This is a genomic window from Pseudomonas sp. 05N433 (assembly GCF_056396925.1).
The window spans coordinates 115,102-141,422 of sequence record NZ_JBFTML010000005.1; the positions used below are offsets into that span (position 1 = coordinate 115,102).

The window sequence follows — 26,321 nt, forward strand, 5'->3', positions numbered from 1 at the left end:
CGATCATGTCGGGAGCACATCCAGCGGCACTTTCAGCTTAGCCGCCAGCGCCTGGGCTTCTAGGTGCCCGGCGGGCGCCAGCAGGTGCAATGTCGCGCCCGATTGCACCGCCATTTTCTGCGCTTCGCTTACCAGGCGCTCGGCAACACCACGGCGGCGGGTGATTTTTCGTACGCATAAATGGGACAAATGCCAGGTGTCATGGTGCCGTTGCAGACGTGCTGCGCCCAGCAACCGATCGTTGAAGCGTCCGGCGACCAGCGAGCCGTCCCGCAAGCAGCTTTCGATCAGCTCAGCATCCCCTGTAAACGGCGCAAACAGCCAGCTCGGGGCATCGCGGTAGATCTTCTGCAGATCTTGCTGATCTTGATAAGTGACCTGGTTCAGCAGCTCGACAATGATCGGCATGGAAATTCCTGTGAAGTTGAACGGAGCCATTCCCCGTGAAAACAATGTTCATCCAGTGGTACGAGATCGGATGACATACAAAACGTGATATCAGTTTGGTTTTTCTGTCACGTGCAAATGGTAACCTCTGCCCGTTCGTCCGTCCTTCTGCGACGTGATGTCGCACCAAAATGAAGCTTCACCTAAAAACAGTCATGTCTGCGTGCATAAAGGCTGGGGGTGAGGAGCGGCTGGCGAACCCTACTAATAATTGGGGGAAACACCATGACTACGAGCATTACGGCGGACGGCTTTGCCGACCGGCCCGCGTTCCTGTCCAAGGAACGCATCATCGCCAAGCCCGGTTTTAACCGTTGGCTTGTACCACCGGCCGCTCTGGCCATCCACCTCTGCATCGGCATGGCCTACGGCTTTTCGGTGTTCTGGCTGCCACTGTCCAAGGCCCTGGGCGTCACCAAAGCCGTGGCTTGCGCGCCGGACATGAGCTTCATCGCTCAGGTCTTTTCGTCGCAATGCGACTGGCCGATCTCGATGCTTGGCTGGATCTACACCCTGTTCTTCATCTTCCTGGGTTGCTCGGCAGCGATCTGGGGCGGCTGGCTCGAACACGCCGGTCCTCGCAAGGCGGGCGTTGTATCGGCACTGTGCTGGTGTGGCGGTCTGCTGATTTCGGCGCTGGGGGTCTATACCCACCAGATTTGGCTGATGTGGATCGGCTCCGGGGTCATTGGCGGTATCGGCCTGGGCCTGGGCTACATCTCACCGGTCTCGACCCTGATCAAGTGGTTCCCGGACAAGCGTGGCATGGCGACCGGCATGGCGATCATGGGTTTTGGTGGTGGCGCGATGGTCGGCGCTCCACTGGCTGCGGCCCTGATGGGCCACTTTGCTTCGCCAACCAGCGTCGGTGTATGGCAGAGCTTCCTGGTGATGGCCGCGATCTACTTCGTGTTCATGATCGGTGGCGCACTGTCCTACCGCGTTCCACCAACAGGCTGGAAGCCTGAAGGCTGGACGGCTCCGGCGAAAAAAGCTTCGAACGCGATGATCACGCACCGTCATGTGCATGTGAATGTGGCGTGGAAAACCCCGCAATTCCGTCTGGTATGGCTGGTGCTGTGCCTGAACGTGTCGGCGGGTATCGGCATCCTCGGCATGGCTTCGCCGCTGTTGCAGGAAGTGTTCGCCGGTAAATTGCTTGGCAACGACCTGACGTTCGGTCAACTGGACGCTTCGCAACTGGCCTCGATCGCCGCCATTGCTGCCGGTTTCACCGGTCTGTTGAGCCTGTTCAACATCGGTGGCCGGTTTTTCTGGGCTTCGTTCTCGGACTACCTGGGTCGCAAAAACACCTATTTTGTGTTCTTCGCCCTGGGTTTCGCCCTGTACGCGCTGATCCCGAACCTCGGTCACTTGGGCAGTGTTGCGCTGTTCGTGGCGGCGTTCTGCATCATCCTGTCGATGTATGGCGGTGGTTTTGCGACTGTTCCTGCCTATCTGGCGGACTTGTTCGGTACGCAAATGGTCGGCGCGATCCACGGTCGTCTGCTGACAGCCTGGGCGGCGGCGGGTGTGTTGGGGCCGGTGTTGGTGAACTACCTGCGTGAATATCAGCTGAGCATCGGTGTTGAACGTGCCGCGGCGTACGACATCACCTTGTACATCCTCGCGGGCCTGCTGGTGCTGGGTTTCATCTGCAACCTGCTGGTGCGTCCGGTGGCGGACAAGTACTTCATGACCGACGCCGAACTGGCCGCCGAACAGGCGCTGGGCCACGACAAGGGTGCTGACGCCAGCACCGTGCTGGAGTGGAAAGCGGATGCGGGCACCAAACCATTGGCGGTGGCTGCGTGGCTGGTGGTAGGGATTCCGTTGGCGTGGGGTGTTTGGGTGACGCTGCAGAAAACGGCTGTCCTCTTCCACTAAGTAGACGCATCACCCCTGTAGCTGATCGCTCACACGCTTGCGTGTGAGCGATCAGTGGTCCTGAGATGCTTGTACGGACATGTCTATCCCCGACAGCACGGGGTTCACTCCGTCAGTGATATCACCTCCCGTGTTTCTGTTTAGCGCCCGCGACCCTATAATGGCTGCCTTTTTCGCCCCAATGATTTTTTGCGGAGCTGGTGATGGCCGAACGTATGGCGTCTGTCGAGCGCGACACTCTGGAAACCCAGATCAAAGCCTCGATCAACCTGGATGGCACCGGAAAGGCCCGATTTGATATCGGTGTGCCTTTTCTTGAGCACATGCTGGACCAGATCGCCCGTCATGGGCTGATCGACCTGGATATTGTCAGCAAGGGCGACCTGCATATCGACGACCACCACACAGTGGAAGACGTCGGTATCACCCTGGGTCAGGCCTTCACCAAAGCCATCGGCGACAAGAAAGGCATCCGTCGCTACGGCCACGCCTACGTGCCGCTCGATGAAGCGTTGTCGCGTGTGGTGATCGACTTCTCCGGCCGTCCTGGACTGCAGATGCATGTTCCGTATACCCGCGCTACTGTCGGCGGCTTCGACGTTGACCTGTTCCAGGAGTTTTTCCAGGGCTTTGTCAACCACGCCAACGTCACCCTGCACATCGACAATCTGCGTGGGCACAACACCCACCACCAGATCGAGACCGTGTTCAAGGCTTTCGGCCGCGCGCTGCGCATGGCCGTGGAGCTGGATGACCGCATGGCCGGGCAAATGCCTTCGACCAAAGGCGTTCTGTAATGCAGACGGTCGCGGTTATCGATTACGGCATGGGCAACCTGCACTCGGTGGCCAAGGCCCTCGAGCATGTCGGCGCCGGCAAGGTCTTGATCACCAGCGATGCCGACGTGATTCGCGAAGCCGACCGGGTGGTATTCCCCGGCGTCGGCGCGATTCGCGATTGCATGGCGGAGATCCGTCGCCTGGGCTTCGATTCGCTGGTGCGTGAAGTCAGCCAGGACCGTCCGTTCCTTGGCATTTGCGTGGGCATGCAAGCCTTGCTCGACAGCAGCGAAGAGAACGATGGCGTCGACTGCATCGGTCTGTTTCCAGGCCAGGTGAAGTTCTTCGGCAAGGATCTGCACGAAGACGGCGAACATTTGAAAGTGCCGCACATGGGCTGGAACGAAGTGAAGCAGACGGTGATTCACCCGCTCTGGCACAACATTCCGGACCTGGCGCGCTTCTACTTCGTGCACAGCTACTACATCGCTGCCGGCAATGCGCGGCAGGTGGTCGGTAGCGGTCATTACGGGGTCGATTTCGCCGCCGCGCTGGCCGATGGCTCGCGTTTCGCCGTGCAGTTCCACCCGGAGAAGAGCCACACCCATGGCCTGCAATTGCTGCAGAACTTCGCCGCGTGGGATGGCCGCTGGTAAATGGCTGCCAGGAAGAAGCCGCCGATCCTGACCCTCACTCCCGAGCAGGAGAGCGAGGCCAATCACAAGATCAAGCGCTTCATGGAGGACCGCTTCGAACTGGACCTGGGTTCGTTCGAAGCGGCTGAAATCCTTGAGCTGTTTACCCGCGAAATTGCTCCGCACTATTACAACAGGGCGATTTTCGATGTGCAGACGCACCTCAAAGAGAGGTTCGAAAGCATCGAAAGCGACCTGTGGGCGCTCGAGAAAAACTGATTTCCGAGCGAAGCTGAACACTCGAATTTGAAGGTTTGCCAGATGCTGATTATTCCCGCTATCGATCTCAAAGACGGTGCCTGTGTTCGTCTGCGCCAGGGCCGCATGGAAGATTCCACAGTGTTCTCCGATGACCCGGTGAGCATGGCTGCCAAGTGGGTGGAGGGCGGTTGCCGTCGTCTGCATCTGGTCGACCTGAACGGTGCGTTCGAAGGCCAGCCGGTCAACGGCGAAGTGGTCACCGCCATCGCCAAGCGCTACCCGAACCTGCCGATTCAGATCGGCGGCGGTATCCGTTCCCTGGAAACCATCGAACACTACGTGAAAGCGGGTGTGAGCTACGTGATCATCGGCACCAAGGCCGTGAAAGATCCGGCCTTCGTCGCCGAAGCCTGCCGCGCGTTCCCGGGCAAGGTGATTGTCGGCCTGGATGCCAAAGACGGTTTTGTCGCCACCGACGGCTGGGCTGAAATCAGCACCGTGCAGGTCATCGACCTGGCCAGGCAATTCGAAGCCGACGGCGTGTCCGCGATCGTTTATACCGACATCGCCAAAGACGGCATGATGCAGGGCTGCAACGTCTCTTACACCGCTGCTCTGGCTGCGGCGACGAAGATCCCGGTCATTGCATCCGGCGGTATCCACAATCTGGGTGACATCAAGTCGCTGCTCGACGCCAAGGCACCAGGCATCATCGGCGCCATCACCGGCCGGGCGATCTACGAAGGCACCCTCGATGTCGCTGAAGCGCAAGCTTTCTGCGATTCGTACAAAGGCTGAGGACTCACCATGGCGCTGGCCAAACGCATCATCCCTTGCCTGGACGTGGATAACGGCCGGGTGGTCAAGGGCGTCAAGTTCGAGAACATTCGCGACGCCGGCGACCCGGTGGAAATCGCCCGTCGCTACGACGAGCAGGGTGCCGACGAGATTACCTTTCTCGACATCACTGCCAGCGTCGACGGCCGCGACACCACGCTGCACACCGTCGAGCGCATGGCCAGCCAGGTGTTCATCCCGCTGACCGTGGGCGGCGGCGTGCGTACCGTGCAGGACATTCGCAATCTGCTGAACGCCGGTGCGGACAAGGTCTCGATCAACACCGCTGCAGTGTTCAACCCGGAATTCGTCGGCGAAGCGGCGCAGCATTTCGGCTCGCAGTGCATTGTCGTCGCGATCGACGCCAAGAAAGTTTCCGGCCCGGGCGAACCCCCGCGCTGGGAAATCTTCACCCACGGTGGTCGCAAGCCAACCGGCCTCGACGCCGTTGAGTGGGCGAAGAAAATGGAAGGCCTCGGTGCCGGCGAAATCCTGCTGACCAGCATGGACCAGGACGGCATGAAAAACGGTTTCGACCTGGGCGTCACCCGCGCTATCAGTGATGCGCTGGGGATTCCGGTGATCGCCTCAGGTGGCGTCGGCAACCTGCAGCATTTGGCCGACGGTATTCTCGAAGGCCACGCCAGTGCGGTATTGGCGGCGAGTATTTTCCACTTCGGCGAATACACCGTTCAGGAAGCCAAGGCCTACATGGCCCATCGCGGAATCGTGATGCGATGAAGGCCCGCGGCCCGGAGAAAACGCTCCGGGCCGATGTTATGGGGCAACTTGAGCGTTGGATGACGCAGCCTTATGAGTTCCAGTCACCGGGCTCAGTAAGTCGATCCTCGGTTCGGACGCCTGTCCCGATTTGTCGTAGGCAATGACGCAAAGCTTTCCCGGAAGTTTCTCGCTCGGAATAAAGAAGTCCATTGTCATGTTTTCAATGTATTTTTCGGGTTGATGACAGTCCGTTGTTTCTACAGGACCAAACTTGATGGAGTAGGTCCGATACGGCTCTTCTGCTTTCGCCAGTGTTACAAACACGTCGCTTTCAATGGACAAGTTGGCCTGCGCGGTTGGTGTGTTATCCAATATCTCTACGGGTAAAGACAACGCGTTTTTCAAGAGGCCTCTTGAGGCGTGCTGTTCAGCTGATTCCAGGCCTAAAATGCATAGAAAATAGAATCCTGGTTTCGTACCTATCTCAGAATTGATTTGTGCATCTGTTGAACTTATTGGATCGCTGTAATTTTCGGCTTCCTCGCATTTCATTGCGGAGGAAACGGTTTTATGACGGTAGAAGGGAGTGCTGATCGAAAATCGATAGTTCCAGGTCGGGATGACTATGGAACCATTATTGAGCTGTTTAACTCTCTTGTATCTGTCCAACTCGGCTGCGCCACCGTCAACGGTAAAAGCCGGGTAGAGTTGGCAGGACGATGGCGGATTTGGAGCGATACGGCCTTGTGAGAAACACCCGTTGAGAAGCGCCGTGGGGTTGCCATACACATTTTCGTGTACCGCCACATAGTCATTTCCAACGCGCGTGCAGGGCGCATGATCGCGGCATGGGACAATATCCGCCTCGAAATTTCCTGTTCCCACTACCCCTACGATCTCGTTTGAATAGCGATCCAGCACGGGGCTTCCGGAGCTGCCGCCTCGAATGTCCTTGCAGCGAGTCATAAAGGTGTTCCGCCACACCCATGGACCTTCAACAAGGTCCTGGGTGGGCTGCAAAGTACAAGCCGCCATGCGCAATGTGATTTGGTCGAAACCTGTTGGCGCCCCCACGATCAAGACATCGGTGCCATTCGTTGGTGTCTCACTCGCCAGTTTCAACGGTTGTATGCCATCCGCAATGAGCTTTTGAAGGCTGACATCCAATTCAACTATAGCCATATCAACGCCTTGCATGCTCCGCCATATCGTCGTCTTCAGCGGATAGGCCTTGAACTTGGAGGTGTCGGTGAAATAATTGAATGTGATGGTGCCGCTGACCGGGCTGTCGGTCACGATGTTGCCATTGGTCAATTCAATGCAGTGTCCCGCAGTAAGTACGTAAGCGGGCGTTTCCGGCAACTCTATTTCATCGCGTGTATCCAGAAGGGCCGCGGTACAGCTCCCGTCATTGATCTCCAGGCGCCCGATACCTTGCCAGTGGTCGCGGGAGCCGTCGGTATTTTCAAGGGTTTTGGAAGGGGTCAGGTTCTGCAGGCCTTCGCCATAATCGCTGTTGTTCGCAAAACAGGGTGTACACAGTGAGCACAATGCACTGGCAAGAAGTATGGGGATCGAATTCATTGAAGGGTGCCTCTGATTAATTGAAGAAACGGCCTGTGGCCGGGTATTTGCAATTAATCAGGTGAGGCTGGATGGAGGGTGGTAACTATCTACCACAGTGACTGTGATACCCATTATTTTAATGATGCATATAAGGCCGTTATCAAAAGGCCAGTAGACAGCATGGCGGGCTCAAGGCACTCTTGGGCACGCCATGGATTTCGGTAGCCCGACATGCTTAAACGTCTTCTTCTTGTCCTCGCCAGCGCTTCTCTGTTGCTCATCAACGGGGCTCGCGCCGAAGAAGGTCCCGACACCGGCCTGGTATTGCTGACGGAAAACTTCCCCCCGTACAACATGGCGAAGAACGGCAAGAACTTCGCCCAGGACGAGAACATCAATGGCATCGCCGTGGACATCGTCCGCGAGATGTTCAAGCGCGCGGACATCCCCTACAGCCTGACGCTGCGTTTCCCTTGGGAGCGAATCTACAAACTCGCTCTGGAAAAGCCCGGTTATGGCGTGTTCGTAATGGCGCGGCTGCCGGACCGCGAGAATCTCTTCAAGTGGGTCGGCCCTATAGGCCCGGACGACTGGATCATGCTGGCCAAGGCTGATAGCAAGATCACCCTGGAATCGCTGGATGAGGCGCGTAAGTACACAATTGGTGCCTACAAAGGCGATGCGATTGCCGAGACTTTGGCCAAGCAAGGGCTGAAGCCGATTGTGGTGCTGCGCGACCAGGACAATGCGAAGAAGCTGGCTAACGGTCAGATCGATCTGTGGGCTACGGGTGATCCGGCGGGACGTTACCTGGCGCGGCTGGACGGGGTAACCGGGCTCAAGACCGTACTGCGCTTCAACAGCGCCGAGCTGTACCTGGCGCTGAACAAGGACGTGCCGGATGAGACTGTCGCCAAGCTGCAAGCCGCGCTGGATCAGTTGCGCAAGGAAGGTGTGGTGGACGACATCATGGCGCGGTATCTCTAAATCCCAACACCGAACCTCGTAGCTTACGCAAAACACTGTGGGAGGTGCGGCAAGTCAGCGGTAGACGCCATCCTTGCCATGAGCAGCCGTCGCACGATTGCCGCGCACGCTGATCATCGATTTGATGTCGATCCAGTCAATTCCCTGTGCCTTGAGCTTGGGCAACTCACGCTCCAGCACCGCCAGAGTCTGCGGATACGGATGCCCGATCATCACCGCCGAACCCTGCTTGCGCGCCAGGCTGATCGCCGTCTGTAGCTGCGTGAAGATCGCCGTTTCGGTGGGCTCGTCATCCAGAAACACGTCCCGCGAAACACTTGCCAAGCCAATCTTCTGCGCCTCGGCGGCGGCCACGGTTTGCGCACTGGTGCGGCTGTCGACGAAGAATTTGTGCCGACGCTGCAAGTCCGCCATCAGCCAGGCCATGGCCGGTTGCTGAGCGGTCATGCGGCTACCCATGTGGTTATTGATGCCGGCGGTATAGGGCACCATGTTGAACGCGGCGTTCAGGCGCTTTTCAAGTTCTTCGATGGGCAACTCGGGATGCCAGGCGAATGGTCCGGTGGCCGGGTCCATGGGCATATGCAGAATGACAGTCTTGCCGGCGCGATGGGCTTCGCGGGCGAATTCGGTGGCGTGGGGTGTATCGGGCATGATTGCCGTGGTGACCGGGCCTGGCAGGGCCAGCACGCGGCGATCCCGGGGCAGGTTCTGCCCCAGGTCATCGATGATCAGGCTCAGATAAGCCTTGTGAGGTGTGGTCGCTGTCGTGGCAGGTGCTGCGTGAGCAACTCCCGCCAGACTGCACAGCAGACCGAGTAGTAACCGCAGGCGCATCTCAGTGGCCGCGGGTGATGCTCAGCCCTTTGAGCAGGCTCAGGGCCTGGGCCAACTGGTAATCGTCATCCTGCGGCATGGCCTTGGCTTTGCCGCCCGAACCGCTCGGTTTGTCGGCGCCGCCGTTGCCATTGCCCAAGTGACCTTGCAGATCGGCTTCCTTGAAGTAATCGCCGTCCTGCTCGTTGGTGATCTTGGCCTTGCGCACTTCGATGTCCGGGACGATGCCCTGAGCCTGAATCGAGCGGCCGTTCGGCGTGTAATACAGCGCCGTGGTGATTTTCAGTGCGCGATCGTTGTTCAGCGGCAACACGGTCTGGACCGAGCCTTTGCCGAAACTGGTGGTACCCATGACCACCGCACGTTTCTGATCCTGCAGGGCGCCGGCGACAATTTCCGAGGCCGAGGCGCTGCCGCCGTTGATCAGCACGACCATTGGCACGGCTTCGCTTTCGTCCTTGCCGGTGGCGGAGAAGCGCAGTTCAGAGTTGGCGATGCGGCCCTTGGTGTAGACGATCAGGCCCTTGGTGATGAAGTGGTCGACCACTTCCACCGCCGATTGCAGCACGCCGCCCGGGTTGTTACGCAGGTCGAGGACGATGCCGCTGAGCTTCTTGCCGTTGTCCTTGCGCAGCTTGGCCAAGGCCTTGGAGACCTCTTCGCCGGTCTTGACCTGGAACTGGGTGATGCGGATGTAGCCGTAGCCGGATTCCAGCAGCTGGCTCTTGACGCTTTTCACCTGGATGGTGGCGCGGACGAGGGTCACGTCGAACGGAGTGCCGCCGTCGCGGACCAGGGTCAGGGTGATCTTCTGGCCGATCTTGCCGCGCATCTTGTCCACGGCTTCGGTCATGCTTTGGCCGCGAGTCGGCTGGCCGTTGATCTTGACGATGAAGTCGCCGGCCTGGATGCCAGCCTTGGAGGCCGGGGTGTCATCGATAGGCGAAACCACTTTGATGAAACCGTCTTCCGCGCCGACTTCGATGCCCAGGCCGCCGAATTCGCCGCTGGTGCTTTCCTGCAATTCAGCGAAGTCTTCCGGGCCCAGGTAGGCGGAGTGCGGGTCGAGGTTGCTGAGCATGCCTTTGATGGCGTTTTCCAGCAGGGTCTTGTCGTCTACCGGTTCTACATAGGCTGCCTTGATCCGGTCCATGACTTCGGCAAAGGTGCGCAACTCGTCCAGCGGCAATGGCGCCTTGGTGGTCGCAGCAGTGCCGGCAGGCGCGACCGCCGGGGCCGGTTGAGCGGCAAACGCCAGAGGCGCGCCGATCACCAGGGCGATCGTCAGGGCCAGCGAGGTAAGGCGGGACAAATGCAGCATGTCGAACGAACTCCTAATGTAGGTGACTCAACGCCTATCCTTGCGCGCGGCACCATTGCGCCGGGTCACTCGGGTGACCCTGCTGACGAATAGCGAAATACAGTGCTGGTGTGTCCTGCCCGCCACTGTTACCGACAGTGGAGATGGATTCACCGGCTTTTACCACGTCACCCGCAGACTTGAGCAGCGTCTGGTTGTGACCGTAAAGACTCAAAAAACCATTGCCGTGGTCGAGAATCACCAGCAGCCCGGCCCCACGCAGCCAGTCGGCAAACACCACGCGACCGCCGTGCACGGCATGCACCTGGCTGCCGGCGGAGGCGCTGATCATCACGCCGTCCCATTTGGTTCGGGCATCGTCGCCACGGGTTTCACCGAAGCGCGCCAGCAGTCGACCATCAACCGGCCATGGAAGTTTGCCGCGGGTGGAAGCAAAGGGGCCGCCAAAGGTCTCGCCTGAACTTGAAACCAGGGCGCCGGGCGTCGATTTGACGGGTTTGCGTGGGGCATCGGTGGCGTCTGCTGCTGCCTGAGCCTCACGTAACCGCTTTTTTTCGGCTTCCTGCTGGGCGATCAGCGCTTTTTGCCGCGCTTCTTCTGCCTCACGGGCCTGGCGGGCCAGGGTTTCTTCAATGGTTTTAAGGACTTTAGACAGGTCTGCCTGATCCTGCTCGCGGGCGGCCAGTTTCTGGTCTCGAGCTTTCACGTCGTCGTTGAGCTTGGCCAGGACTTGCTGGCGCTCCTTGCGGACCTTGTCGAGTTCGTCGCGCTGGCTGTCGAGGCTGCTTTTCTGCACCAGCAATTGCGCTTGCTGCATCGAGATGTCTTTTTCGACATTGGCCAGTTGGCGCAGGGTTTCGTTGAAATTCTTCAGCTGCTCCAGGCGGGCCTGGCTCAGGTAGTCGTAATAGGTGAGGGTGCGGGCGAATTTTTCCGGGTTCTGCTGGTTGAGCAGCAGTTTCAGGTACTCCTGGCGGCCATTCTGATAGGCCGCGCGGGCCTGGATGGCGATCAGTCGTTGCTGGTCAATGCGCGCGCTCTGGAGTTTTTTTTTCTCGGCATCGAGTCGCTGGAGCTCGGATTCGCTTTTCTTCAGCTCTTTTTGCAGCGCATCGACCTGCTTCTCGAGCTTGCCCATCTCGGTTTCGGTGCCTTTGAGGTCTTTCTGCACCCCGGATTTTTCTTCCTGCAGCTTGCCCAGCAGCTTTTTCAGTTCGGCAATGTCCTGACGCGTGGCGTCCAACTGTTGTTGGGTTTGCGTGCGCTCGTCGGCAAAGGCCGGTTGGAGCAGGCATGTCAGAGCGAGGGCTATCAGGACGCGAAGCATAGAGGCGGGCGACACCAGGGAAAGGGACGGCCTAGTATGCCCGCCCCACGCTGCAAAAAAAACGCCCAATTGGGACTGTGTGATAACTGGAGTGAAAAACACTGAAAACCAATGTGGGAGCGGGCTTGCCCGCGATGACGTCCTGACATTCAACACCAGAATCGAAGTCCCGGTCATTTCCACAGGCTTCTCAAGCCCCAGCAACTTCAGCATGGTCGGCGCCACGTCGGCCAGCACGCCGCCTTCGCGAACCTTCAAGTCACGCTTGCCGACATAGATGAACGGCACCGGCTCGGTGGTGTGGGCGGTGTGGGCCTGGCCGGTGGAGGCGTCGGACATTTGCTCGACATTGCCATGGTCGGCGGTAATCAGGGCTTCGCCGCCGACTTTTTCCAGTGCCGTGACGATACGGCCGACGCAGGTGTCCAGGCATTCCACAGCTTTCACCGCCGCCTCGAATACACCGCTGTGGCCGACCATGTCGCCGTTGGCGTAGTTGACCACGATCACGTCGTAACGCTGGTTTTCAATGGCATCGACGATGCGGTCGGTGACTTCCGGGGCACTCATCTCGGGCTGCAAGTCATAGGTGGCGACTTTCGGCGACGGGATCAGGATGCGTTCTTCGCCCGGGAACGGTTCTTCGCGGCCGCCGGAGAAGAAGAAGGTCACGTGGGCATACTTCTCGGTTTCGGCGATGCGCAGCTGTGTCTTGCCGTTTTTCGCCAGGTAATCGCCCAGTACGTTTTCCAGGCTACCCGCAGCGAAAGCCGACGGCGCGGGGATGCTGGCGGCGTATTGGGTCAGCATGACGAAACCGGCCAGTTTTGGCTGGCGAGCACGTTCGAATTCCTTGAAATCGTCTTCGACGAACACGCGGGTCAGTTCGCGGGCACGGTCGGCGCGGAAGTTCATGAAGACCACGGCGTCGCCATCTTCGACCTTCACCGGCTCACCGATGCTGGTGGCTTTGACGAATTCGTCGCTCTCGCCACGTTCGTACGCGGCTTGCAGGCCTTCCTGGGCGGTGGCGGCATTGAATTCGCTGGCGCCATCGACGATCAGGTTGTAGGCCTGGGACACGCGATCCCAACGGTTGTCACGGTCCATGGCGTAATAACGGCCAATGATGCTGGCGATCCGGCCTTTGCCGAGGGCTTCGAAGGTTGCATCCAGCAATTCGATCGACGACTGGGCGCTTTTCGGCGGCGTGTCGCGGCCGTCGAGGAAGGCGTGCAGGTAGATTTTTTCGGCGCCGCGCTTGAAGGCCAGCTCAGCCATGGCGATCAGGTGGTCCTGGTGGCTGTGAACGCCGCCATCGGACAGCAGACCCATGAAGTGCACGGCTTTTCCGGCAGCGACGGCTTTATCCACCGCGGCGCAGATGGTCGGGTTCTCGAAGAACTCGCCGTCGCGGATCGCTTTGGTCACGCGAGTGAAGTCCTGATACACCACCCGGCCGGCGCCGAGGTTCATGTGGCCGACTTCGGAGTTGCCCATCTGGCCGTCCGGCAAGCCGACGTCCATGCCGCTGCCCGAGATCAGGCCGTTCGGCACGGTGGCCCACAGACGGTCCAGTACGGGTTTCTTCGCCGCATAGATGGCGTTGGATTCAGGGCTCTCACTGTGACCGAAGCCGTCGAGAATAATCAGGACCAAAGGTTTAGGCGTGGTAGTCATGGATTCCACTCGTGGCTGAATTAAAAGAGGGCGATGGAAAAGGGAGTGGCAGTTTAAAGCGAAGTTCCGGCCACGTCACCGCCGGACGGGGTTTGGCCCACCATAGTGGCTGTGTATACTGGCCGACATTTTAACGCCCTGGAACCTCCTTCGATGGTTGATCACCTGATTCAATTCGCCACCAACCACTACATTCTCGTGGGTATCTTCGTTGTACTGGCGGCCCTGCTATTGGCCTATCAGATGCAAGGCGGTGGCCGCAGCCTGAGCACCGGTGAACTGACCGGGCTGGTCAACAAGGACGCAGGCGTGGTGGTCGACATTCGTCCGACCAAGGATTTCGCCGCCGGTCACATCGTTGGCGCGTTGAATATTCCTCAGGACAAACTGGCCACTCGCGTCGGCGAACTGGAAAAGCACAAGGCCAAGACCATTATCCTGGTCGACGCCATGGGCCAGACCGCCGGTACTCATGCCCGTGAACTGGTGAAAGCCGGTTTCACCGCTGCCAAGCTGTCTGGCGGTATTTCCAGCTGGAAAGCCGATAATCTGCCGCTGGTGAAGTGATATGAACAACGTCGTCGTCTATTCCAGCGATTACTGCCCTTATTGCTCGCGAGCCAAGTACCTGCTCGAGAACAAAGGCGTGGCCTTCGAAGAGATCAAGGTCGATGGCAAGCCGCAGGTGCGTGCCGCGATGGCTCAGAAGGCCGGGCGAACGTCCGTGCCGCAGATCTGGATCGGCAACACCCACGTTGGCGGCTGTGATGATTTGTTTGCCCTGGAGCGCGCCGGCAAGCTCGACGCCATGCTCAAGGCCTGACTGCGTTACTTAGAAATAGCTAACCCTATAAGACCCGAGATCAGAAAGGATCTGAGATGACTGACCAACAGAACACTGCAGCTAGCGAAGAAGAAAACGCACCGCAATTCTCCTTGCAGCGCATCTACGTACGTGACTTGTCCTTCGAAGCCCCGAAAAGCCCGGCAATCTTCCGCCAGCAGTGGGAGCCGAGCGTCGGTCTGGATCTGAACACCCGTCAGAAGGCGCTGGAAGGCGACTTCCACGAAGTCGTGCTGACCCTGTCGGTCACCGTGAAAAACGGTGAAGAAGTGGCGTTCATCGCTGAAGTGCAACAAGCCGGGATCTTCCTGATCAAGAACCTGGACGCGGCTTCGATGAGCCACACCCTGGGCGCGTTCTGCCCGAACATCCTGTTCCCGTACGCTCGCGAAACCCTGGACAGCCTGGTGACCCGCGGTTCGTTCCCGGCCCTGATGCTGGCCCCGGTGAACTTCGACGCGCTGTACGCACAAGAGCTGCAACGCATGCAGGCGGCTGGCGAGACTCCGACCGTCCAGTAAAAAGAAGCTTTGTTTGCTCCATGAAAAAAGCGCCTTCAAAGGCGCTTTTTTCATGGAGCAAACGAAACCCGTAGTCGGATCGTGAGGTTACTTGAACCCGAGCTGACGCCAGGCCTCGTACACTGCGATGGCCACGGTGTTGGACAGGTTCAGGCTGCGGCAGCCTTCGCGCATGGGCAGGCGCAGGCGTTGTTCGCCGGGCAAAGCGTCGAGCACTTCGGCTGGCAAGCCGCGGCTTTCCGGGCCGAACAGGAAGGCATCGCCCTCGGCGAAGCTGGCATCATGGAACGGTCGCGAACCCTTGGTGGTAAAGGCGAACAGCCGAGGGTGGCCGAGGCTTTCCAGACAGCTGGCGAGGTCTGCGTGGCGTTGCAGGGTGGCATACTCATGGTAATCGAGGCCCGCCCGGCGCAGGCGCTTGTCGTCCATCTCGAAGCCCAGCGGTTCGATCAAATGCAGGTGGCAGCCACTGTTGGCGCACAGCCTGATAACGTTGCCGGTATTCGGCGGAATTTCTGGTTGGAAAAGGATGACGTGAAACATGCACGGCTCCGAAGGTAAAGATGAGCAGCATTCTACGCCGCAAGCCGATCCCCGTTCGAAACTATTCCTGCGGGTGATGGGTTCACTGGCGATTGTCGGGGTGATGGTGGGCCTGATGATCGGTCGTCTGACTGCGCCCGACCCCAGCGTTTTGCAGCAGGTCGAGGTGACCAATGATGGACTGGTGGTGTGGTTCAACAACGAGCCCAAAACCCACGGCGAGTTGGTCGACGGCAGTGTCGCGCTGTTGTTCGAGGCTGAAGGCCGTGCACAGAAAGGTCAGCTCAAGCTCAACGGCAAGGACGTGAACTGGCGAACGCGATTGAGTGATGGGGGATTGTTGCTGACGGTGGTGGCGGCCCGGCCCCTGCAGGGCGACTGGGCCGGTAGCAAGGTCGATGACCGCTGGCGGCTGGAGATCCATCTCCGAGAGCAATAAAAGAGGGAATCCCCGGCCTGCCTGTACCAAGGTTCCCGAAACGGGAGGGCTCGCGCWTTGYATCGTGAGCCCGGTGTAAAGAGGGAATCCCCGGCCTGCCTGTACCAAGGCCCCCAAAACGGGTGGGCTCGTCGCTGTTGCGGTATGAGCCCGGTATAAAGAGGGGAATCCCCGGCCTGCCTGTACCAAGGTCCCCGAAACTGGGTAGTGAATCGAACCACTGATTGGACTATTGCAGGGGGCGTGCCAGTTTTTAATATGCTGGAATGAAAAATCGCTGAGTAGCGCTGAAAGCCCCGTATTCCGGGGCTTTTGTGTTTTTTCGGTATGGTTTTTCCTGCAGATGAGCGCGGGATTTGGGACGGGGTGCTGTGCGCAATTGCGGTTCACGGTGCATCGCCGCGGTGCACGGTGGCCCCAAAAGCATCGCGGGCAATCCCGCTCCCACAAGGTTCAATGGTGTTCACGCGACCCCTCATCATCATCCCCACCGTCTACCTTCATCCCCAATTCCTTGATCTTGCGCGTCAAGGTATTACGCCCCCAGCCCAGCAGCACGGCGGCGTCGCGGCGGCGGCCGGCGGTGTGTTTGAGGGCGGTTTCGATCATGATCCGCTCGAAGGCCGGTACGGCGCTGTCGAGCAGGCTCGATTGGCCACGTGCCAAAGCCTGGTCGGCCCACTGGCGCAGCGCCTGCTCCCAATTGGTTACCGGTGCTGAATCCTGCGGCAGGCTCAGCAGCTCCGGCGGCAGGTCGCTGATGTGCACTTCTCGACCTGAAGCCATTACGGTGATCCAGCGGCAGGTGTTCTCCAGCTGACGCACGTTGCCTGGCCATGGCAGGTTTTTCAGGTATTCCTCGGTTTCGCTTTTCAGCAGTTTCGGTTCCACCGCCAGTTCTTGCGCGGCGCGGCTGAGGAAGTGCTTGGCCAGGGTCGGGATGTCTTCGCGACGGTCCGACAGCCGTGGAATGTGGATGCGGATCACGTTGAGGCGGTGGAACAAGTCCTCACGGAATTTTCCGGCATGCACCAGGGTTTCCAGATTCTGGTGCGTCGCAGCGATGATGCGTACATCGACCTTCACCGGCACATGACCGCCGACGCGGTAAAACTCGCCGTCCGCCAGTACCCGCAGCAAACGAGTCTGGGTGTCGGCCGGCATGTCGCCGATTTCATCGAGGAACAGCGTGCCGCCGTCGGCCTGTTCGAAGCGCCCGCGACGCAGGTTGGCTGCGCCGGTGAACGCGCCTTTTTCGTGGCCGAACAGTTCGGACTCCATCAGATCCTTGGGGATCGCCGCCATGTTCAGCGCAATGAACGGCGAGGCCGCCCGTGGGCTGTGACGGTGCAGGGCGTGGGCCACCAGCTCTTTACCGGTGCCGGATTCGCCGTTGATCAGCACGGTGATGTTGGAGTGACTCAAGCGCCCGATGGCGCGAAACACTTCCTGCATCGCCGGCGCTTCGCCGATGATTTCCGGGGTGCGGGTCAGCGTCGGGACGACTTCCAGGCCTTGCTGTTCCTGTGCGTGTTGATTGGCGCGCTTGACCAGCGACACGGCTTCGTCGACATCGAACGGCTTGGGCAAATATTCGAACGCGCCGCCCTGATAGGACGCGACAGCGCTGTCCAGGTCGGAGTGGGCAGTCATGATGATGACTGGCAGCCGTGGGTGTTGTTCACGAATCCGCGCCAGAAGGTCCAGGCCGCTGGCACCCGGCATGCGAATGTCGGAGATGATCACGTCCGGCTGCTGGCGCGCCAGGCGGCTCATCACGCCATCGGCGCTGTCGAAGCTTTGGGTGGTCATGCCTTCCTGTTGCAAGGCTTTTTCCAGGACCCAACGGATAGAACGGTCGTCATCGACGATCCACACGGTTTCACTACGGCTCATGTCGATGTGGCTCCTTGTTCCAGTGGCAGAAAGATCGAGAACGTGGTGTGGCCTGGATGGCTGTCACATTCGATCAAGCCCTGGTGCTGGCTGATGATGTTCTGGGTAATGGCCAGGCCCAGCCCGGTACCGTCCGGGCGGCCGCTGACCATGGGGAAGAAGATGGTTTCCTGCAGCTCGGCGGGGATCCCCGGGCCGTTGTCGATGATCTCGATCTTGGTCACCAGGCGATGGCGCACGTGGCCGATGGTGAACTGGCGCATGGCGCGGGTACGCAAGCTGATGCGGCCAAGGCGCAGCTCGTTCTGGCTGCTGATGGCCTGCATCGCGTTGCGCACGATGTTCAGGACTGCCTGAATCATCTGTTCGCGATCAATCAAGACATCTGGAATGCTTGGGTCGTAGTCGCGCACCAAAGTGATGCAGCCCTGACTTTCGGCCTCCACCAACTGACACACACGCTCCAGCACTTCGTGGACGTTGCACATGGCCAGCGACGGTAGCTTGTTGGAGCCGAGCATGCGATCCACCAGATTGCGCAGGCGATCGGCCTCTTCAATGATGACGTTGGTGTAATCGCGCAGGCTTTCTTCCGGCAACTCACGGGCGAGCAACTGAGCCGCGCCACGAATGCCGCCGAGAGGGTTCTTGATCTCGTGGGCGAGGCCACGCACCAGCATTTTGCTGGTTTCCTGCTTCGACAGTTGCGCCTCTTCCTTAGTGATCCGCAAGAGGCGGTCGCGAGGATGAACCTCCAGCAGCAGCATCGTGTCGCCATTGCTCAGGATTGGCGTCACGGCGTAGTCGACGGTCAAGGTCTGGCCGGTGAGGGCGGTGAGCATCGCTTCGCGCTTGGTGAACGGGTGTGCCTGCTCGACTGCCTGGCGCAGGGAGTTCAGCGCTTCGGTGGACTCGGTGAACAACTCACTGATGAACTGCCCATGGCTACGCTGGCCGCTGATGGCCAGGAGCATTTCCGCCGCCGGGTTCATGTACTCGAGGCGCAGTTCGGCGTCGAGCAGGATGGTGGCGGTGGTCAGGTTGTCGAGTAGCAAGCGGTGTAGTGCGTCGCTAATGGTCATAGTAGGGCGTGCTCACCGTAAATGGCGAATCGCGTTGGCGCTGTGATCGCGCCAGGCAAGGCGTAGGACGCAGAGAATGGCGTTCCCTTTTCAAGTCCTACAACGCAGCATGGCGCGATCACAGCGCCAACCCGAAGGGCAAAGCCCCACGAGACGCAATCCGTCGTTATTCGTCGTTCATTTGGAGCAACCAAACTTCTCTCCTCATGCCTAGTCTTGCGTCTCGTGGGGCTTTGCGCGATCGCCATTTACGGTGAGCACGCCCTACTCCCTCTTTTGGAGCAGGGCAGGCGCATGAATAACGCGCCGGTATGAGGAAAATGCAAAAACCAAACCAAGGCTCCGAAAAGAAGCGTTTAGAGCCTGAAACGGGCGTTTTACGCTCGTTTGCATGGCGTTCTGCCAGTTTTTTCGAGTACTTTCGAACCAAAATGGGCTGAGATGTGGGTATGGTGCAGATGTTTGCACCAATATAGTGCGCAAACCTGAACGAGGTTAGAAGAAGGGCAAGAAGGCGCTTTTTTCTTCTTCAGGCTTGTCTTTAAGGGGGCATTCCGGCCGTTGGCCGTAGTCGGTGAGGGTGCAGGGTTTGACCTGGCGTTTCTGCGCCAGGGAAATGCGCAGCATATGGAACGGTTGATTGGCCGTGCGTTCGACGGTGCGGCCCTGTTCGTCGAGGATTTCCACCGACAGGTTGTGACTGCCGCGGTCGATATTGCTCAGGGCGAACACCGGGCTGGGGCCGGGCTCGGCGGTGGGCTGGCCGTCCAGCAGTAAACGGTAACGATGACCCTGTTGCAGGCCGGGTTCGCTGGTAACGCTGACGATCAACTCACCGGCACTGCTACGGATCGTGGCATCCGGTTCCGGCACCAGCACCCGAAGCATGTCGTAATGAAACAATGGTTTGGCGGGGTTTGTTTTCGCGGCGGTCATGGGCGCTGCGCCACTCGGGTTGGCTGACATTCGATTGCTTGTCGCCAACGGCACACGTTTGGCATTGCGGGCGCCCGGCTGATCGGTGAAGACCCGATTACCCTGAGCGTCGATATATGTGAAGACCTCGGCCATCGCCGGCAGGCTGACCAGGCACGCGATCAACAGCCAGGCCCTCAAGGTTTATGCACCCGTTGCACGGTGAGCGTCACGGTGGGGCTCTGTTGCACGACGTTTTGCCCGTCGATCACCTGAACCGCAAGGTTATGTTCGCCACGGTCGATGTTCACTAGTTGCAGGGTCGGCACGTTGCTCGGCTGGCCGTAGGGTTGACCGTCCAGTAACAGCCTCAATCGATGAGTGCCTTGCAGGCGTGGATTGATCAATACGCTGACGGTGAACGTGCCGTTGTTGGCGCGCAAGGCTTCTTCGGTGGGCAGGCCGCTCAGCTCCAGCACCTGATAGGCGCTGTGCGGTTGGTCACGGCTACTGGCTTGCGGCGGTGCTACGGGTTCGCTGGGCGACTGACGCTCGACGCTGTTGAGCGGTGGCAATTCGACCGGCCGGGCTTTGACGCCGTCGGGCGGCTGATTGCTGTAGGCGGTGTTGCCATTGGCGTCGGTGTACTTATAGATCTGCGCAGCGGCGGGCAGGGCGATCAGTACGAGCAGGCATAACAACAATGAGCGCATTGCAGGCTTCCATTGGCCGTTGGGCAAGTGTCCGGCCCTGTTCCGTTCGTGGCGACTAAGCGCTGAGCATAGAGCACATCAGCGCATGTCGGCAGGCCGGCTCAGCGGCTGGCGCTGCACAACTCAGCGCTGGCGCGTACCTTGGCGAGCTCGCGCAGAGATACTTGGGTGCCGGTTTTATTGGCCGTGGCCAGCCAGGACGGGCACTGCGGGTCGTTGCGATAAGGGCTGAAATCGGCCAGTTGTTGCAGCAGGCGTTTTTGTAACTGATCAAGTTGCGGGCGGATCTGCCCGACGAGGTCGGGCCGAGGATCGTCGGGTGCCTTGCCTTGCGCATGCCAGTCAGACAAATGCGCGTATTGCACCAGTTTGTTGGCCTCGATCTGCGCCGAGAAGAACTGTTCGACGGCTTCGTTGCTCAATTTATAAGCAGGTGCCAGGGCAACGGCGCCGGCAATCACCTCGCGCTCGCGCTGACGGTCCTCGACGGGTTTACCGCTGTCCCATTTGCTCAACGCGACTTGATCGGCAATCGCCAGGCGCTCCTCTATGGTGCCAAGCAGTGGGGCGAGGGCGGCAGGTGCCGGGCTGGCGAAAGCGCTGTTGGCCAGCAGGGCAGTGAGCAAGGCAAGGGATGAGCGTAGGCGCATGGAGGATCTCGACTTTATCGGGTGAAGGCCATGATGCACGCAACCGGGCATTCGATGACAGACGTTCGCCCACAAAAAAGGCCTCCCGAAGGAGGCCTCTCTTTTGTCACGCTGCGTAGTGCAGCGCTACCGGATCAGCAGCTGTAGTACAGCTCATATTCCAGTGGGTGTACGAAGGTACGAACCTTGATTTCTTCTTCGCTTTTCAGAGCGATGTAAGCGTCGATGAAGTCGTCGCTGAAAACGCCGCCTTTGGTCAGGAACGCACGACCTTTGTCCAGCTCTTCCAGGGCTTCTTTCAGGCTGCCGCAAACTTGTGGGATCTCTTTCGCCTCTTCAGGCGGCAGGTCGTACAGGTTTTTGTCAGCTGCATCGCCAGGGTGGATCTTGTTCTGGATGCCGTCCAGGCCAGCCATCAACAGTGCAGCGAAGCCCAGGTACGGGTTAGCTGCTGGATCCGGGAAACGGGCTTCGATACGGCGAGCGCGAGGGCTGGACACGTAAGGAATACGGATCGAAGCGGAACGGTTGCGAGCCGAGTAGGCCAGCATCACTGGAGCTTCGAAGCCTGGGACCAGACGCTTGTAGGAGTTGGTCGACGGGTTGGTGAAGCCGTTCAGAGCCTTACCGTGCTTGATGATGCCGCCGATGAAGTACAGGGCGGTATCGGACAGGCCGGCATAGCCTTCGCCAGCGAAGGTGTTCTTGCCATCTTTGGCGATGGACAGGTGAACGTGCATACCCGAACCGTTGTCGCCGTACAGCGGCTTAGGCATGAAGGTCGCGGTGCGGCCGTATGCGTCAGCTACGTTGTGTACGCAGTATTTCAGGGTCTGAACTTCGTCAGCCTTGGCCACCAGGGTGTTGAACTTCACACCGATTTCGTTCTGACCGGCAGTCGCCACTTCGTGGTGGTGAACTTCGATGGTCAGGCCCATTTCTTCCATGGCGTTGCACATGGAGGTACGGATTTCGTGGTCGTGGTCGAACGGCGGAACCGGGAAGTAGCCGCCTTTGACGCCTGGACGGTGGCCTTTGTTGCCGCCTTCCACGTCCTGGTCGGACATCCACGAACCTTGTTCGGAGTAGATTTTGAACATCGAGCCAGAGATGTCGGACTTGAACTTCACTTCGTCGAAGATGAAGAACTCAGGCTCTGGACCCACAAATACGGTGTCGCCGATACCGGTCGACTTCAGGTATTCCTCGGCACGCTTGGCGATCGCCCGTGGGTCACGGTCGTAGCCTTGCATGGTCGAAGGCTCGATCACGTCGCAGACCAGGATCAGGGTCGGCTCTTCGGTGAACGGGTCGAGAACGGCAGTGGTGTCGTCCGGCATCAGGATCATGTCGGAAGCTTCGATGCCTTTCCAGCCAGCGATGGAGGAACCGTCGAACATTTTGCCTTCTTCGAAGAAAGCTTCATCCAGCGCATCGCGAGCCGGCATGGTCACGTGGTGCTGAGTGCCTTTGGTGTCCGTGAAGCGCAGATCAATCCACTTGACGTCATGATCTTTGATGAGTTGAACCGACTTCGACATAGTGTCCTCCGGGTGGCTTAGGGCTAGTAATGGATGCCCTTAAATGTGGGTGATGCCGGCGCGAATACTCTGCCATGGCAACCTGCCTCACAAGGGAGCAAATTGCATGCCAGTGCCTCATCATGGGTTTTTTGCCCCAATATCACGCTTGCAAGGGGGCGGCGCACCATAAAGCGCAAAATATCGCCCTGTAATGTAGCGTCGATTTCCATAAATGACCTGTTTTGGTGCATGCAAAACCTTCTGCACATTAACTGGTTAAACCTTGAGCAATTTCCGCTATAATCCGCGCCCCCCTTTTTCGGCTGGCCCTGCGCGCGCTGTTTTCATGAAACTAATCGTAAAAGTCTTCCCCGAGATCACCATCAAGAGCCGCCCGGTACGGATGCGTTTCATCCGCCAGTTGGCCAAAAACATCCGTACCGTGCTCCGTGACCTGGACCCGGCCGTGGTGGTGAACGGTGTGTGGGACAATCTCGAGCTGGAAACCCGCGTCAGCGACCCCAAGGTCCTGAAAGAGATGGGCGAGCGCCTGACTTGCACGCCGGGCATCGCGCACTTTTTGCAGATCGACGAGTACCCGCTGGGCGACTTCGACGACATCGTCGAGAAGTGCAAGCAGCACTACGGCGATGCGCTGGCCGGGAAGATTTTCTCGGTGCGCTGCAAGCGCGCCGGCAAGCACCCATTCAGTTCGATAGACATCGAGAAATATGTCGGCAGCCAGTTGCGCCGTCAGTGTGGTGCCGCCGGAATCGACCTGAAAAAGCCCGAAATCGAAGTCCGTATCGAAGTTCGCGACCAACGGTTGTTCGTGATCCATAGCCAGCACAACGGCATCGGCGGTTATCCGCTCGGGGCCCTGGAACAGACGCTTGTACTGATGTCCGGCGGCTTCGATTCCACCGTTGCGGCCTACCAGATCATGCGCCGCGGGCTGATGAGCCACTTCTGCTTCTTCAACCTGGGCGGACGCGCCCACGAATTGGGCGTCATGGAAGTCGCGCACTTCATCTGGAAGAAGTACGGCAGCTCCCAACGCGTGTTATTTGTCAGTGTGCCGTTCGAGGAAGTTCTGGGAGAAATTCTCGGGAAAGTCGATAACAGTCATATGGGTGTAGTTTTGAAGCGTATGATGTTGCGCGCTGCTTCCCGAATTGCCGATCGACTGCACATCGAAGCGCTGGTCACGGGTGAGGCGATCTCCCAGGTGTCGAGCCAGACGTTGCCGAACCTGTCCGTGATCGACTGCGTAACCGACAAGCTGGTCTTGCGTCCACTGATCGCCAGTCACAAGCAGGACATCATCGACACGGCCAACGAGATCGGCACCGCCGATTTCGCCCGGCACATGCCGGAGTACTGCGGGGTCATCTCGGTCAATCCGAAGACGGCGGCCAAGCGCTACCGCGTGGAGCACGAAGAGAAAGAATTCGACATGGCAGTCCTTGAGCGCGCGCTCGAGAACGCCAAACTGGTGCCGATCGATCGGGTGATCGACGAATTGGGCCAGGACTTGCAGATTGAAGAAGTCAGCGAAGCGCTGGCGGGCCAGATCATCATCGATATCCGTCACCCGGATGCCGCCGAAGACGACCCGCTGGAGCTTCCTGGTATCGAGGTACAGACGATGCCGTTTTATGCACTGAACGCTCGTTTCAAGGAACTGGACCCTACTCGCCAGTACCTGCTGTATTGCGACAAAGGCGTGATGAGTCGCCTGCATGCCCACCATTTGCTCAGTGAGGGGCATGCCAATGTGCGCGTTTATCGACCGAGCTAAGTGCCCGGGGCTGTTTGCCTGTGGCCTGCGTCACCGGCCCCCCGATGCCACCGTCAAGTTGTAACGGCTTGTACGGACGCTACTGTTAATCGCTGCCAAGACTTGTCAGCACACCGAATCCTCTGATCGAGATACACAAGTGATCGAAAATCTACGCAACATCGCCATCATTGCCCACGTTGACCATGGTAAAACCACCCTGGTAGACAAACTCTTGCGTCAATCCGGCACCCTGGAGCGCAACGAGCTCAACGACGAGCGCGTGATGGACTCCAACGACCAGGAGAAAGAGCGCGGTATTACCATTCTGGCGAAAAACACCGCCATCAACTGGAACGGCTACCACATCAACATCGTGGACACCCCGGGCCACGCCGACTTCGGCGGCGAAGTTGAACGCGTAATGTCGATGGTCGACTCCGTTCTGCTGCTGGTTGACGCTCAAGACGGCCCTATGCCGCAAACCCGTTTCGTGACCAAGAAGGCGTTCGAAGCCGGCCTGCGTCCAATCGTGTGCATCAACAAGGTTGACCGTCCAGGCGCGCGTCCGGACTGGGTTCTGGACCAGATCTTCGACCTGTTCGACAACCTGGGTGCTACCGAAGAACAGCTGGACTTCAAAGTCGTCTACGCCTCGGCCCTGAACGGCATCGCCGGTCTGGACCACACCGACATGGCTGAAGACATGACCCCGTTGTACCAGTCGATCGTCGACAACGTACCGGCTCCTAAAGTTGACCGTGAAGGCCCGTTCCAGATGCAAATCTCGGCACTGGACTACAACAGCTTCCTGGGTGTTATCGGTGTTGGCCGTATCGCTCGTGGTAGCGTCAAGCCGAACACTCCAGTCGTGGCCATTGGCGCCGACGGCAAGAAGCGTAACGGTCGTATCCTGAAGCTGATGGGTCACCACGGCCTGCACCGTATCGACGTTGAAGAAGCGTTTGCCGGTGACATCGTGTGCGTGAGCGGTATGGACTCGCTGTTCATCTCCGACACCCTGTGCCAGCCGGACAACGTCGAGGCGATGAAGCCTCTGACCGTTGACGAGCCAACCGTTTCCATGACCTTCCAGGTAAACGACTCGCCTTTCTGCGGTAAAGAAGGCAAGTTCGTGACTTCCCGTAACATCAAGGAGCGTCTGGACAAAGAGCTGCTGTACAACGTTGCACTGCGCGTTGAAGAAGGCGACTCGGCTGACAAGTTCAAGGTTTCCGGCCGTGGTGAGCTGCACCTCTCGGTACTGATCGAAACCATGCGTCGCGAAGGCTTCGAAATGGGCGTTGGTCGTCCGGAAGTGATCATCCGTCAAGTTGACGGCGTGAAGCAGGAACCGTTCGAAAACGTAACCATCGACACCCCTGAAGAATCCCAGGGCAAGGTCATGGAAGAGATGGGCCTGCGTAAAGGCGACCTGACCAACATGGTGCCGGATGGCAAAGGCCGTGTTCGTCTGGAGTACAACATCCCTGCTCGCGGTCTGATCGGTTTCCGTAACCAGTTCCTGACCCTGACCAACGGTGCTGGCATCCTGACCTCGATCTTCGATCGCTACGACACCATGAAGTCCGGCGACATGTCCGGTCGTCAGAACGGTGTTCTGGTATCGGTAGAAACCGGCAAGGCGCTGACCTACTCCCTGGAAACCCTGCAGGCGCGTGGCAAGCTGTTCGTTGAGCACGGTCAAGAGATCTACAACGGTCAGATCGTTGGTCTGAACAGCCGTGACAACGACATGGGCGTCAACCCAACCAAAGGCAAGAAGCTCGACAACATGCGTGCTTCGGGTAAAGACGAAACCATCGCCCTGGTTCCACCTGTTCGCTTCACTCTGGAACAGGCCCTGGAATTCATCCAGGATGACGAGCTGTGCGAAGTGACACCTAAGTCGATCCGCCTGCGTAAGAAGATCCTGGACGAAGGCGAGCGTACCCGCGCTGCCAAGAAAGCCAAGAACTGAGTTAACTCAGGCTGAATGAAAACGCCCCCGGTCGAAAGGCCGGGGGCGTTTTTGTTTGTCTGGCTGTAGCAGCTGCCGAGCCTGCGAGGCTGCGTTCGACTGCGCAGCAGTCGTGAAATCAAACGCTGCGGTGCATCATATAAATCG

Annotated in this window: 25 protein-coding genes and 1 pseudogene; 13 read left to right on the forward strand and 13 right to left on the reverse strand. The window is 58.9% G+C overall.

Annotated elements, in window-relative coordinates:
* Positions 1-3: 3 nt before the first annotated feature.
* Complete coding sequence (locus AC1DIS_RS03750) at positions 4-408, reverse strand: acetyl-CoA sensor PanZ family protein (RefSeq protein ID WP_018929216.1); 405 nt, start codon at positions 406-408, stop codon at positions 4-6.
* A 264-nt stretch (positions 409-672) separates the two neighbouring features.
* On the opposite strand from AC1DIS_RS03750, the gene AC1DIS_RS03755 reads away from it, so the two are divergent.
* From AC1DIS_RS03755 to hisF, 6 genes are all read left to right on the forward strand, one after another.
* Positions 673-2,334 carry an OFA family MFS transporter gene (locus AC1DIS_RS03755; RefSeq protein WP_018929215.1) on the forward strand — a complete coding sequence of 554 codons (1,662 nt, stop codon included), beginning with the start codon at positions 673-675 and terminating at the stop codon, positions 2,332-2,334.
* A 203-nt stretch (positions 2,335-2,537) separates the two neighbouring features.
* A complete protein-coding gene (gene hisB / locus AC1DIS_RS03760) occupies positions 2,538-3,131 on the forward strand; it encodes an imidazoleglycerol-phosphate dehydratase HisB (RefSeq protein ID WP_007939452.1) in 594 nt (197 codons plus the stop codon).
* Positions 3,131-3,769: an imidazole glycerol phosphate synthase subunit HisH gene (gene hisH / locus AC1DIS_RS03765; protein ID WP_018929214.1), complete on the forward strand. Its 639-nt coding sequence runs from the start codon at positions 3,131-3,133 to the stop codon at positions 3,767-3,769. Before hisB ends, hisH begins: the two co-directional genes overlap by 1 nt.
* Complete coding sequence (locus tag AC1DIS_RS03770) at positions 3,770-4,027, forward strand: DUF2164 domain-containing protein (RefSeq protein ID WP_477744125.1); 258 nt, start codon at positions 3,770-3,772, stop codon at positions 4,025-4,027.
* Between the two features lie 42 nt (positions 4,028-4,069).
* Positions 4,070-4,807 carry a 1-(5-phosphoribosyl)-5-[(5-phosphoribosylamino)methylideneamino]imidazole-4-carboxamide isomerase gene (gene hisA / locus AC1DIS_RS03775; protein ID WP_007939449.1) on the forward strand — a complete coding sequence of 246 codons (738 nt, stop codon included), beginning with the start codon at positions 4,070-4,072 and terminating at the stop codon, positions 4,805-4,807.
* A gap of 9 nt (positions 4,808-4,816) precedes the next feature.
* Complete coding sequence (gene hisF, locus AC1DIS_RS03780; protein WP_018929212.1) at positions 4,817-5,587, forward strand: imidazole glycerol phosphate synthase subunit HisF; 771 nt, start codon at positions 4,817-4,819, stop codon at positions 5,585-5,587.
* 36 nt (positions 5,588-5,623) lie between these two features.
* Here hisF and AC1DIS_RS03785 read toward each other — a convergent pair whose 3' ends face one another.
* The gene (locus AC1DIS_RS03785) at positions 5,624-7,153 is read right to left on the reverse strand and encodes a trypsin-like serine peptidase (RefSeq protein ID WP_477744126.1); all 1,530 of its coding nucleotides are present in this window, start codon (positions 7,151-7,153) and stop codon (positions 5,624-5,626) included.
* A 213-nt stretch (positions 7,154-7,366) separates the two neighbouring features.
* On the opposite strand from AC1DIS_RS03785, the gene AC1DIS_RS03790 reads away from it, so the two are divergent.
* Positions 7,367-8,122 (forward strand): substrate-binding periplasmic protein, encoded by a 756-nt coding sequence (locus AC1DIS_RS03790; RefSeq protein WP_018929210.1) that lies wholly within the window; start codon positions 7,367-7,369, stop codon positions 8,120-8,122.
* 54 nt (positions 8,123-8,176) lie between these two features.
* On the opposite strand, the gene AC1DIS_RS03795 is transcribed toward AC1DIS_RS03790, so the two are convergent.
* The 4 genes and pseudogenes from AC1DIS_RS03795 to gpmI all read right to left on the reverse strand — a co-directional run.
* Positions 8,177-8,959: a divergent polysaccharide deacetylase family protein gene (locus AC1DIS_RS03795; protein WP_477744127.1), complete on the reverse strand. Its 783-nt coding sequence runs from the start codon at positions 8,957-8,959 to the stop codon at positions 8,177-8,179.
* A gap of 1 nt (position 8,960) precedes the next feature.
* Complete coding sequence (locus AC1DIS_RS03800) at positions 8,961-10,280, reverse strand: S41 family peptidase (protein ID WP_086944138.1); 1,320 nt, start codon at positions 10,278-10,280, stop codon at positions 8,961-8,963.
* A 34-nt stretch (positions 10,281-10,314) separates the two neighbouring features.
* A complete protein-coding gene (locus tag AC1DIS_RS03805) occupies positions 10,315-11,607 on the reverse strand; it encodes a murein hydrolase activator EnvC family protein (RefSeq protein WP_018929207.1) in 1,293 nt (430 codons plus the stop codon).
* Positions 11,608-11,757: 150 nt separating this feature from the next.
* Positions 11,758-13,287: pseudogene (gene gpmI / locus AC1DIS_RS03810) on the reverse strand (2,3-bisphosphoglycerate-independent phosphoglycerate mutase); the annotation flags it as partial.
* Between the two features lie 153 nt (positions 13,288-13,440).
* Here gpmI and AC1DIS_RS03815 point away from each other — a divergent pair.
* Genes AC1DIS_RS03815 through secB form a run of 3 tightly spaced genes read left to right on the forward strand, consistent with a single transcriptional unit; the run spans position 13,441 to position 14,652 of the window.
* Positions 13,441-13,854, forward strand: coding sequence for a rhodanese-like domain-containing protein (locus tag AC1DIS_RS03815; RefSeq protein ID WP_064615884.1), 414 nt, complete (start codon positions 13,441-13,443; stop codon positions 13,852-13,854).
* 1 nt (position 13,855) lies between these two features.
* The gene (gene grxC / locus AC1DIS_RS03820; RefSeq protein WP_018929204.1) at positions 13,856-14,110 is read left to right on the forward strand and encodes a glutaredoxin 3; all 255 of its coding nucleotides are present in this window, start codon (positions 13,856-13,858) and stop codon (positions 14,108-14,110) included.
* A 56-nt stretch (positions 14,111-14,166) separates the two neighbouring features.
* Positions 14,167-14,652 (forward strand): protein-export chaperone SecB, encoded by a 486-nt coding sequence (secB, locus tag AC1DIS_RS03825; RefSeq protein WP_007939439.1) that lies wholly within the window; start codon positions 14,167-14,169, stop codon positions 14,650-14,652.
* 87 nt (positions 14,653-14,739) lie between these two features.
* Here the strand turns inward: secB and trmL are convergent, their stop codons facing one another.
* Complete coding sequence (gene trmL, locus AC1DIS_RS03830; RefSeq protein WP_007939438.1) at positions 14,740-15,195, reverse strand: tRNA (uridine(34)/cytosine(34)/5-carboxymethylaminomethyluridine(34)-2'-O)-methyltransferase TrmL; 456 nt, start codon at positions 15,193-15,195, stop codon at positions 14,740-14,742.
* Between trmL and AC1DIS_RS03835 the strand changes: the two genes are divergently transcribed.
* Positions 15,194-15,634, forward strand: coding sequence for a hypothetical protein (locus tag AC1DIS_RS03835; RefSeq protein WP_018929203.1), 441 nt, complete (start codon positions 15,194-15,196; stop codon positions 15,632-15,634). The genes trmL and AC1DIS_RS03835 overlap by 2 nt on opposite strands.
* A gap of 453 nt (positions 15,635-16,087) precedes the next feature.
* Here the strand turns inward: AC1DIS_RS03835 and ntrC are convergent, their stop codons facing one another.
* The 6 genes from ntrC to glnA form a co-directional block, all read right to left on the reverse strand.
* Positions 16,088-17,530 carry a nitrogen regulation protein NR(I) gene (gene ntrC, locus AC1DIS_RS03840; RefSeq protein ID WP_477780771.1) on the reverse strand — a complete coding sequence of 481 codons (1,443 nt, stop codon included), beginning with the start codon at positions 17,528-17,530 and terminating at the stop codon, positions 16,088-16,090.
* The gene (gene glnL / locus AC1DIS_RS03845; RefSeq protein WP_018929201.1) at positions 17,527-18,612 is read right to left on the reverse strand and encodes a nitrogen regulation protein NR(II); all 1,086 of its coding nucleotides are present in this window, start codon (positions 18,610-18,612) and stop codon (positions 17,527-17,529) included. Before glnL ends, ntrC begins: the two co-directional genes overlap by 4 nt.
* 495 nt (positions 18,613-19,107) lie before the next feature.
* Complete coding sequence (locus AC1DIS_RS03850; RefSeq protein WP_019020933.1) at positions 19,108-19,728, reverse strand: DUF4124 domain-containing protein; 621 nt, start codon at positions 19,726-19,728, stop codon at positions 19,108-19,110.
* The gene (locus AC1DIS_RS03855) at positions 19,725-20,240 is read right to left on the reverse strand and encodes a DUF4124 domain-containing protein (protein WP_018929199.1); all 516 of its coding nucleotides are present in this window, start codon (positions 20,238-20,240) and stop codon (positions 19,725-19,727) included. Before AC1DIS_RS03855 ends, AC1DIS_RS03850 begins: the two co-directional genes overlap by 4 nt.
* A gap of 101 nt (positions 20,241-20,341) precedes the next feature.
* Positions 20,342-20,890 (reverse strand): chorismate mutase, encoded by a 549-nt coding sequence (locus AC1DIS_RS03860; protein ID WP_477744129.1) that lies wholly within the window; start codon positions 20,888-20,890, stop codon positions 20,342-20,344.
* A gap of 134 nt (positions 20,891-21,024) precedes the next feature.
* Positions 21,025-22,431, reverse strand: a complete 1,407-nt coding sequence (gene glnA, locus AC1DIS_RS03865; RefSeq protein ID WP_018929197.1) for a glutamate--ammonia ligase — start codon at positions 22,429-22,431, stop codon at positions 21,025-21,027.
* 328 nt (positions 22,432-22,759) lie between these two features.
* Here glnA and thiI point away from each other — a divergent pair, with 328 nt between their 5' ends.
* Together thiI and typA are read left to right on the forward strand one after the other, a co-directional pair.
* The gene (gene thiI / locus AC1DIS_RS03870) at positions 22,760-24,214 is read left to right on the forward strand and encodes a tRNA uracil 4-sulfurtransferase ThiI (protein ID WP_026286654.1); all 1,455 of its coding nucleotides are present in this window, start codon (positions 22,760-22,762) and stop codon (positions 24,212-24,214) included.
* Between the two features lie 139 nt (positions 24,215-24,353).
* Complete coding sequence (gene typA, locus AC1DIS_RS03875) at positions 24,354-26,174, forward strand: translational GTPase TypA (protein WP_008028025.1); 1,821 nt, start codon at positions 24,354-24,356, stop codon at positions 26,172-26,174.
* Positions 26,175-26,321: the final 147 nt, after the last annotated feature.

What these genes read in the sequence shown, in the direction of transcription:
- AC1DIS_RS03750 (WP_018929216.1), bottom strand. Translation starts at nt 408, where the DNA reads ATGCCGATCATTGTCGAGCTGCTGAACCAGGTCACTTATCAAGATCAG.
- AC1DIS_RS03755 (WP_018929215.1), top strand. Translation starts at nt 673, where the DNA reads ATGACTACGAGCATTACGGCGGACGGCTTTGCCGACCGGCCCGCGTTC.
- hisB (WP_007939452.1), top strand. Translation starts at nt 2,538, where the DNA reads ATGGCCGAACGTATGGCGTCTGTCGAGCGCGACACTCTGGAAACCCAG.
- hisH (WP_018929214.1), top strand. Translation starts at nt 3,131, where the DNA reads ATGCAGACGGTCGCGGTTATCGATTACGGCATGGGCAACCTGCACTCG.
- AC1DIS_RS03770 (WP_477744125.1), top strand. Translation starts at nt 3,770, where the DNA reads ATGGCTGCCAGGAAGAAGCCGCCGATCCTGACCCTCACTCCCGAGCAG.
- hisA (WP_007939449.1), top strand. Translation starts at nt 4,070, where the DNA reads ATGCTGATTATTCCCGCTATCGATCTCAAAGACGGTGCCTGTGTTCGT.
- hisF (WP_018929212.1), top strand. Translation starts at nt 4,817, where the DNA reads ATGGCGCTGGCCAAACGCATCATCCCTTGCCTGGACGTGGATAACGGC.
- AC1DIS_RS03785 (WP_477744126.1), bottom strand. Translation starts at nt 7,153, where the DNA reads ATGAATTCGATCCCCATACTTCTTGCCAGTGCATTGTGCTCACTGTGT.
- AC1DIS_RS03790 (WP_018929210.1), top strand. Translation starts at nt 7,367, where the DNA reads ATGCTTAAACGTCTTCTTCTTGTCCTCGCCAGCGCTTCTCTGTTGCTC.
- AC1DIS_RS03795 (WP_477744127.1), bottom strand. Translation starts at nt 8,959, where the DNA reads ATGCGCCTGCGGTTACTACTCGGTCTGCTGTGCAGTCTGGCGGGAGTT.
- AC1DIS_RS03800 (WP_086944138.1), bottom strand. Translation starts at nt 10,280, where the DNA reads ATGCTGCATTTGTCCCGCCTTACCTCGCTGGCCCTGACGATCGCCCTG.
- AC1DIS_RS03805 (WP_018929207.1), bottom strand. Translation starts at nt 11,607, where the DNA reads ATGCTTCGCGTCCTGATAGCCCTCGCTCTGACATGCCTGCTCCAACCG.
- AC1DIS_RS03815 (WP_064615884.1), top strand. Translation starts at nt 13,441, where the DNA reads ATGGTTGATCACCTGATTCAATTCGCCACCAACCACTACATTCTCGTG.
- grxC (WP_018929204.1), top strand. Translation starts at nt 13,856, where the DNA reads ATGAACAACGTCGTCGTCTATTCCAGCGATTACTGCCCTTATTGCTCG.
- secB (WP_007939439.1), top strand. Translation starts at nt 14,167, where the DNA reads ATGACTGACCAACAGAACACTGCAGCTAGCGAAGAAGAAAACGCACCG.
- AC1DIS_RS03835 (WP_018929203.1), top strand. Translation starts at nt 15,194, where the DNA reads ATGCACGGCTCCGAAGGTAAAGATGAGCAGCATTCTACGCCGCAAGCC.
- trmL (WP_007939438.1), bottom strand. Translation starts at nt 15,195, where the DNA reads ATGTTTCACGTCATCCTTTTCCAACCAGAAATTCCGCCGAATACCGGC.
- ntrC (WP_477780771.1), bottom strand. Translation starts at nt 17,530, where the DNA reads ATGAGCCGTAGTGAAACCGTGTGGATCGTCGATGACGACCGTTCTATC.
- glnL (WP_018929201.1), bottom strand. Translation starts at nt 18,612, where the DNA reads ATGACCATTAGCGACGCACTACACCGCTTGCTACTCGACAACCTGACC.
- AC1DIS_RS03855 (WP_018929199.1), bottom strand. Translation starts at nt 20,240, where the DNA reads ATGCGCTCATTGTTGTTATGCCTGCTCGTACTGATCGCCCTGCCCGCC.
- AC1DIS_RS03860 (WP_477744129.1), bottom strand. Translation starts at nt 20,890, where the DNA reads ATGCGCCTACGCTCATCCCTTGCCTTGCTCACTGCCCTGCTGGCCAAC.
- glnA (WP_018929197.1), bottom strand. Translation starts at nt 22,431, where the DNA reads ATGTCGAAGTCGGTTCAACTCATCAAAGATCATGACGTCAAGTGGATT.
- thiI (WP_026286654.1), top strand. Translation starts at nt 22,760, where the DNA reads ATGAAACTAATCGTAAAAGTCTTCCCCGAGATCACCATCAAGAGCCGC.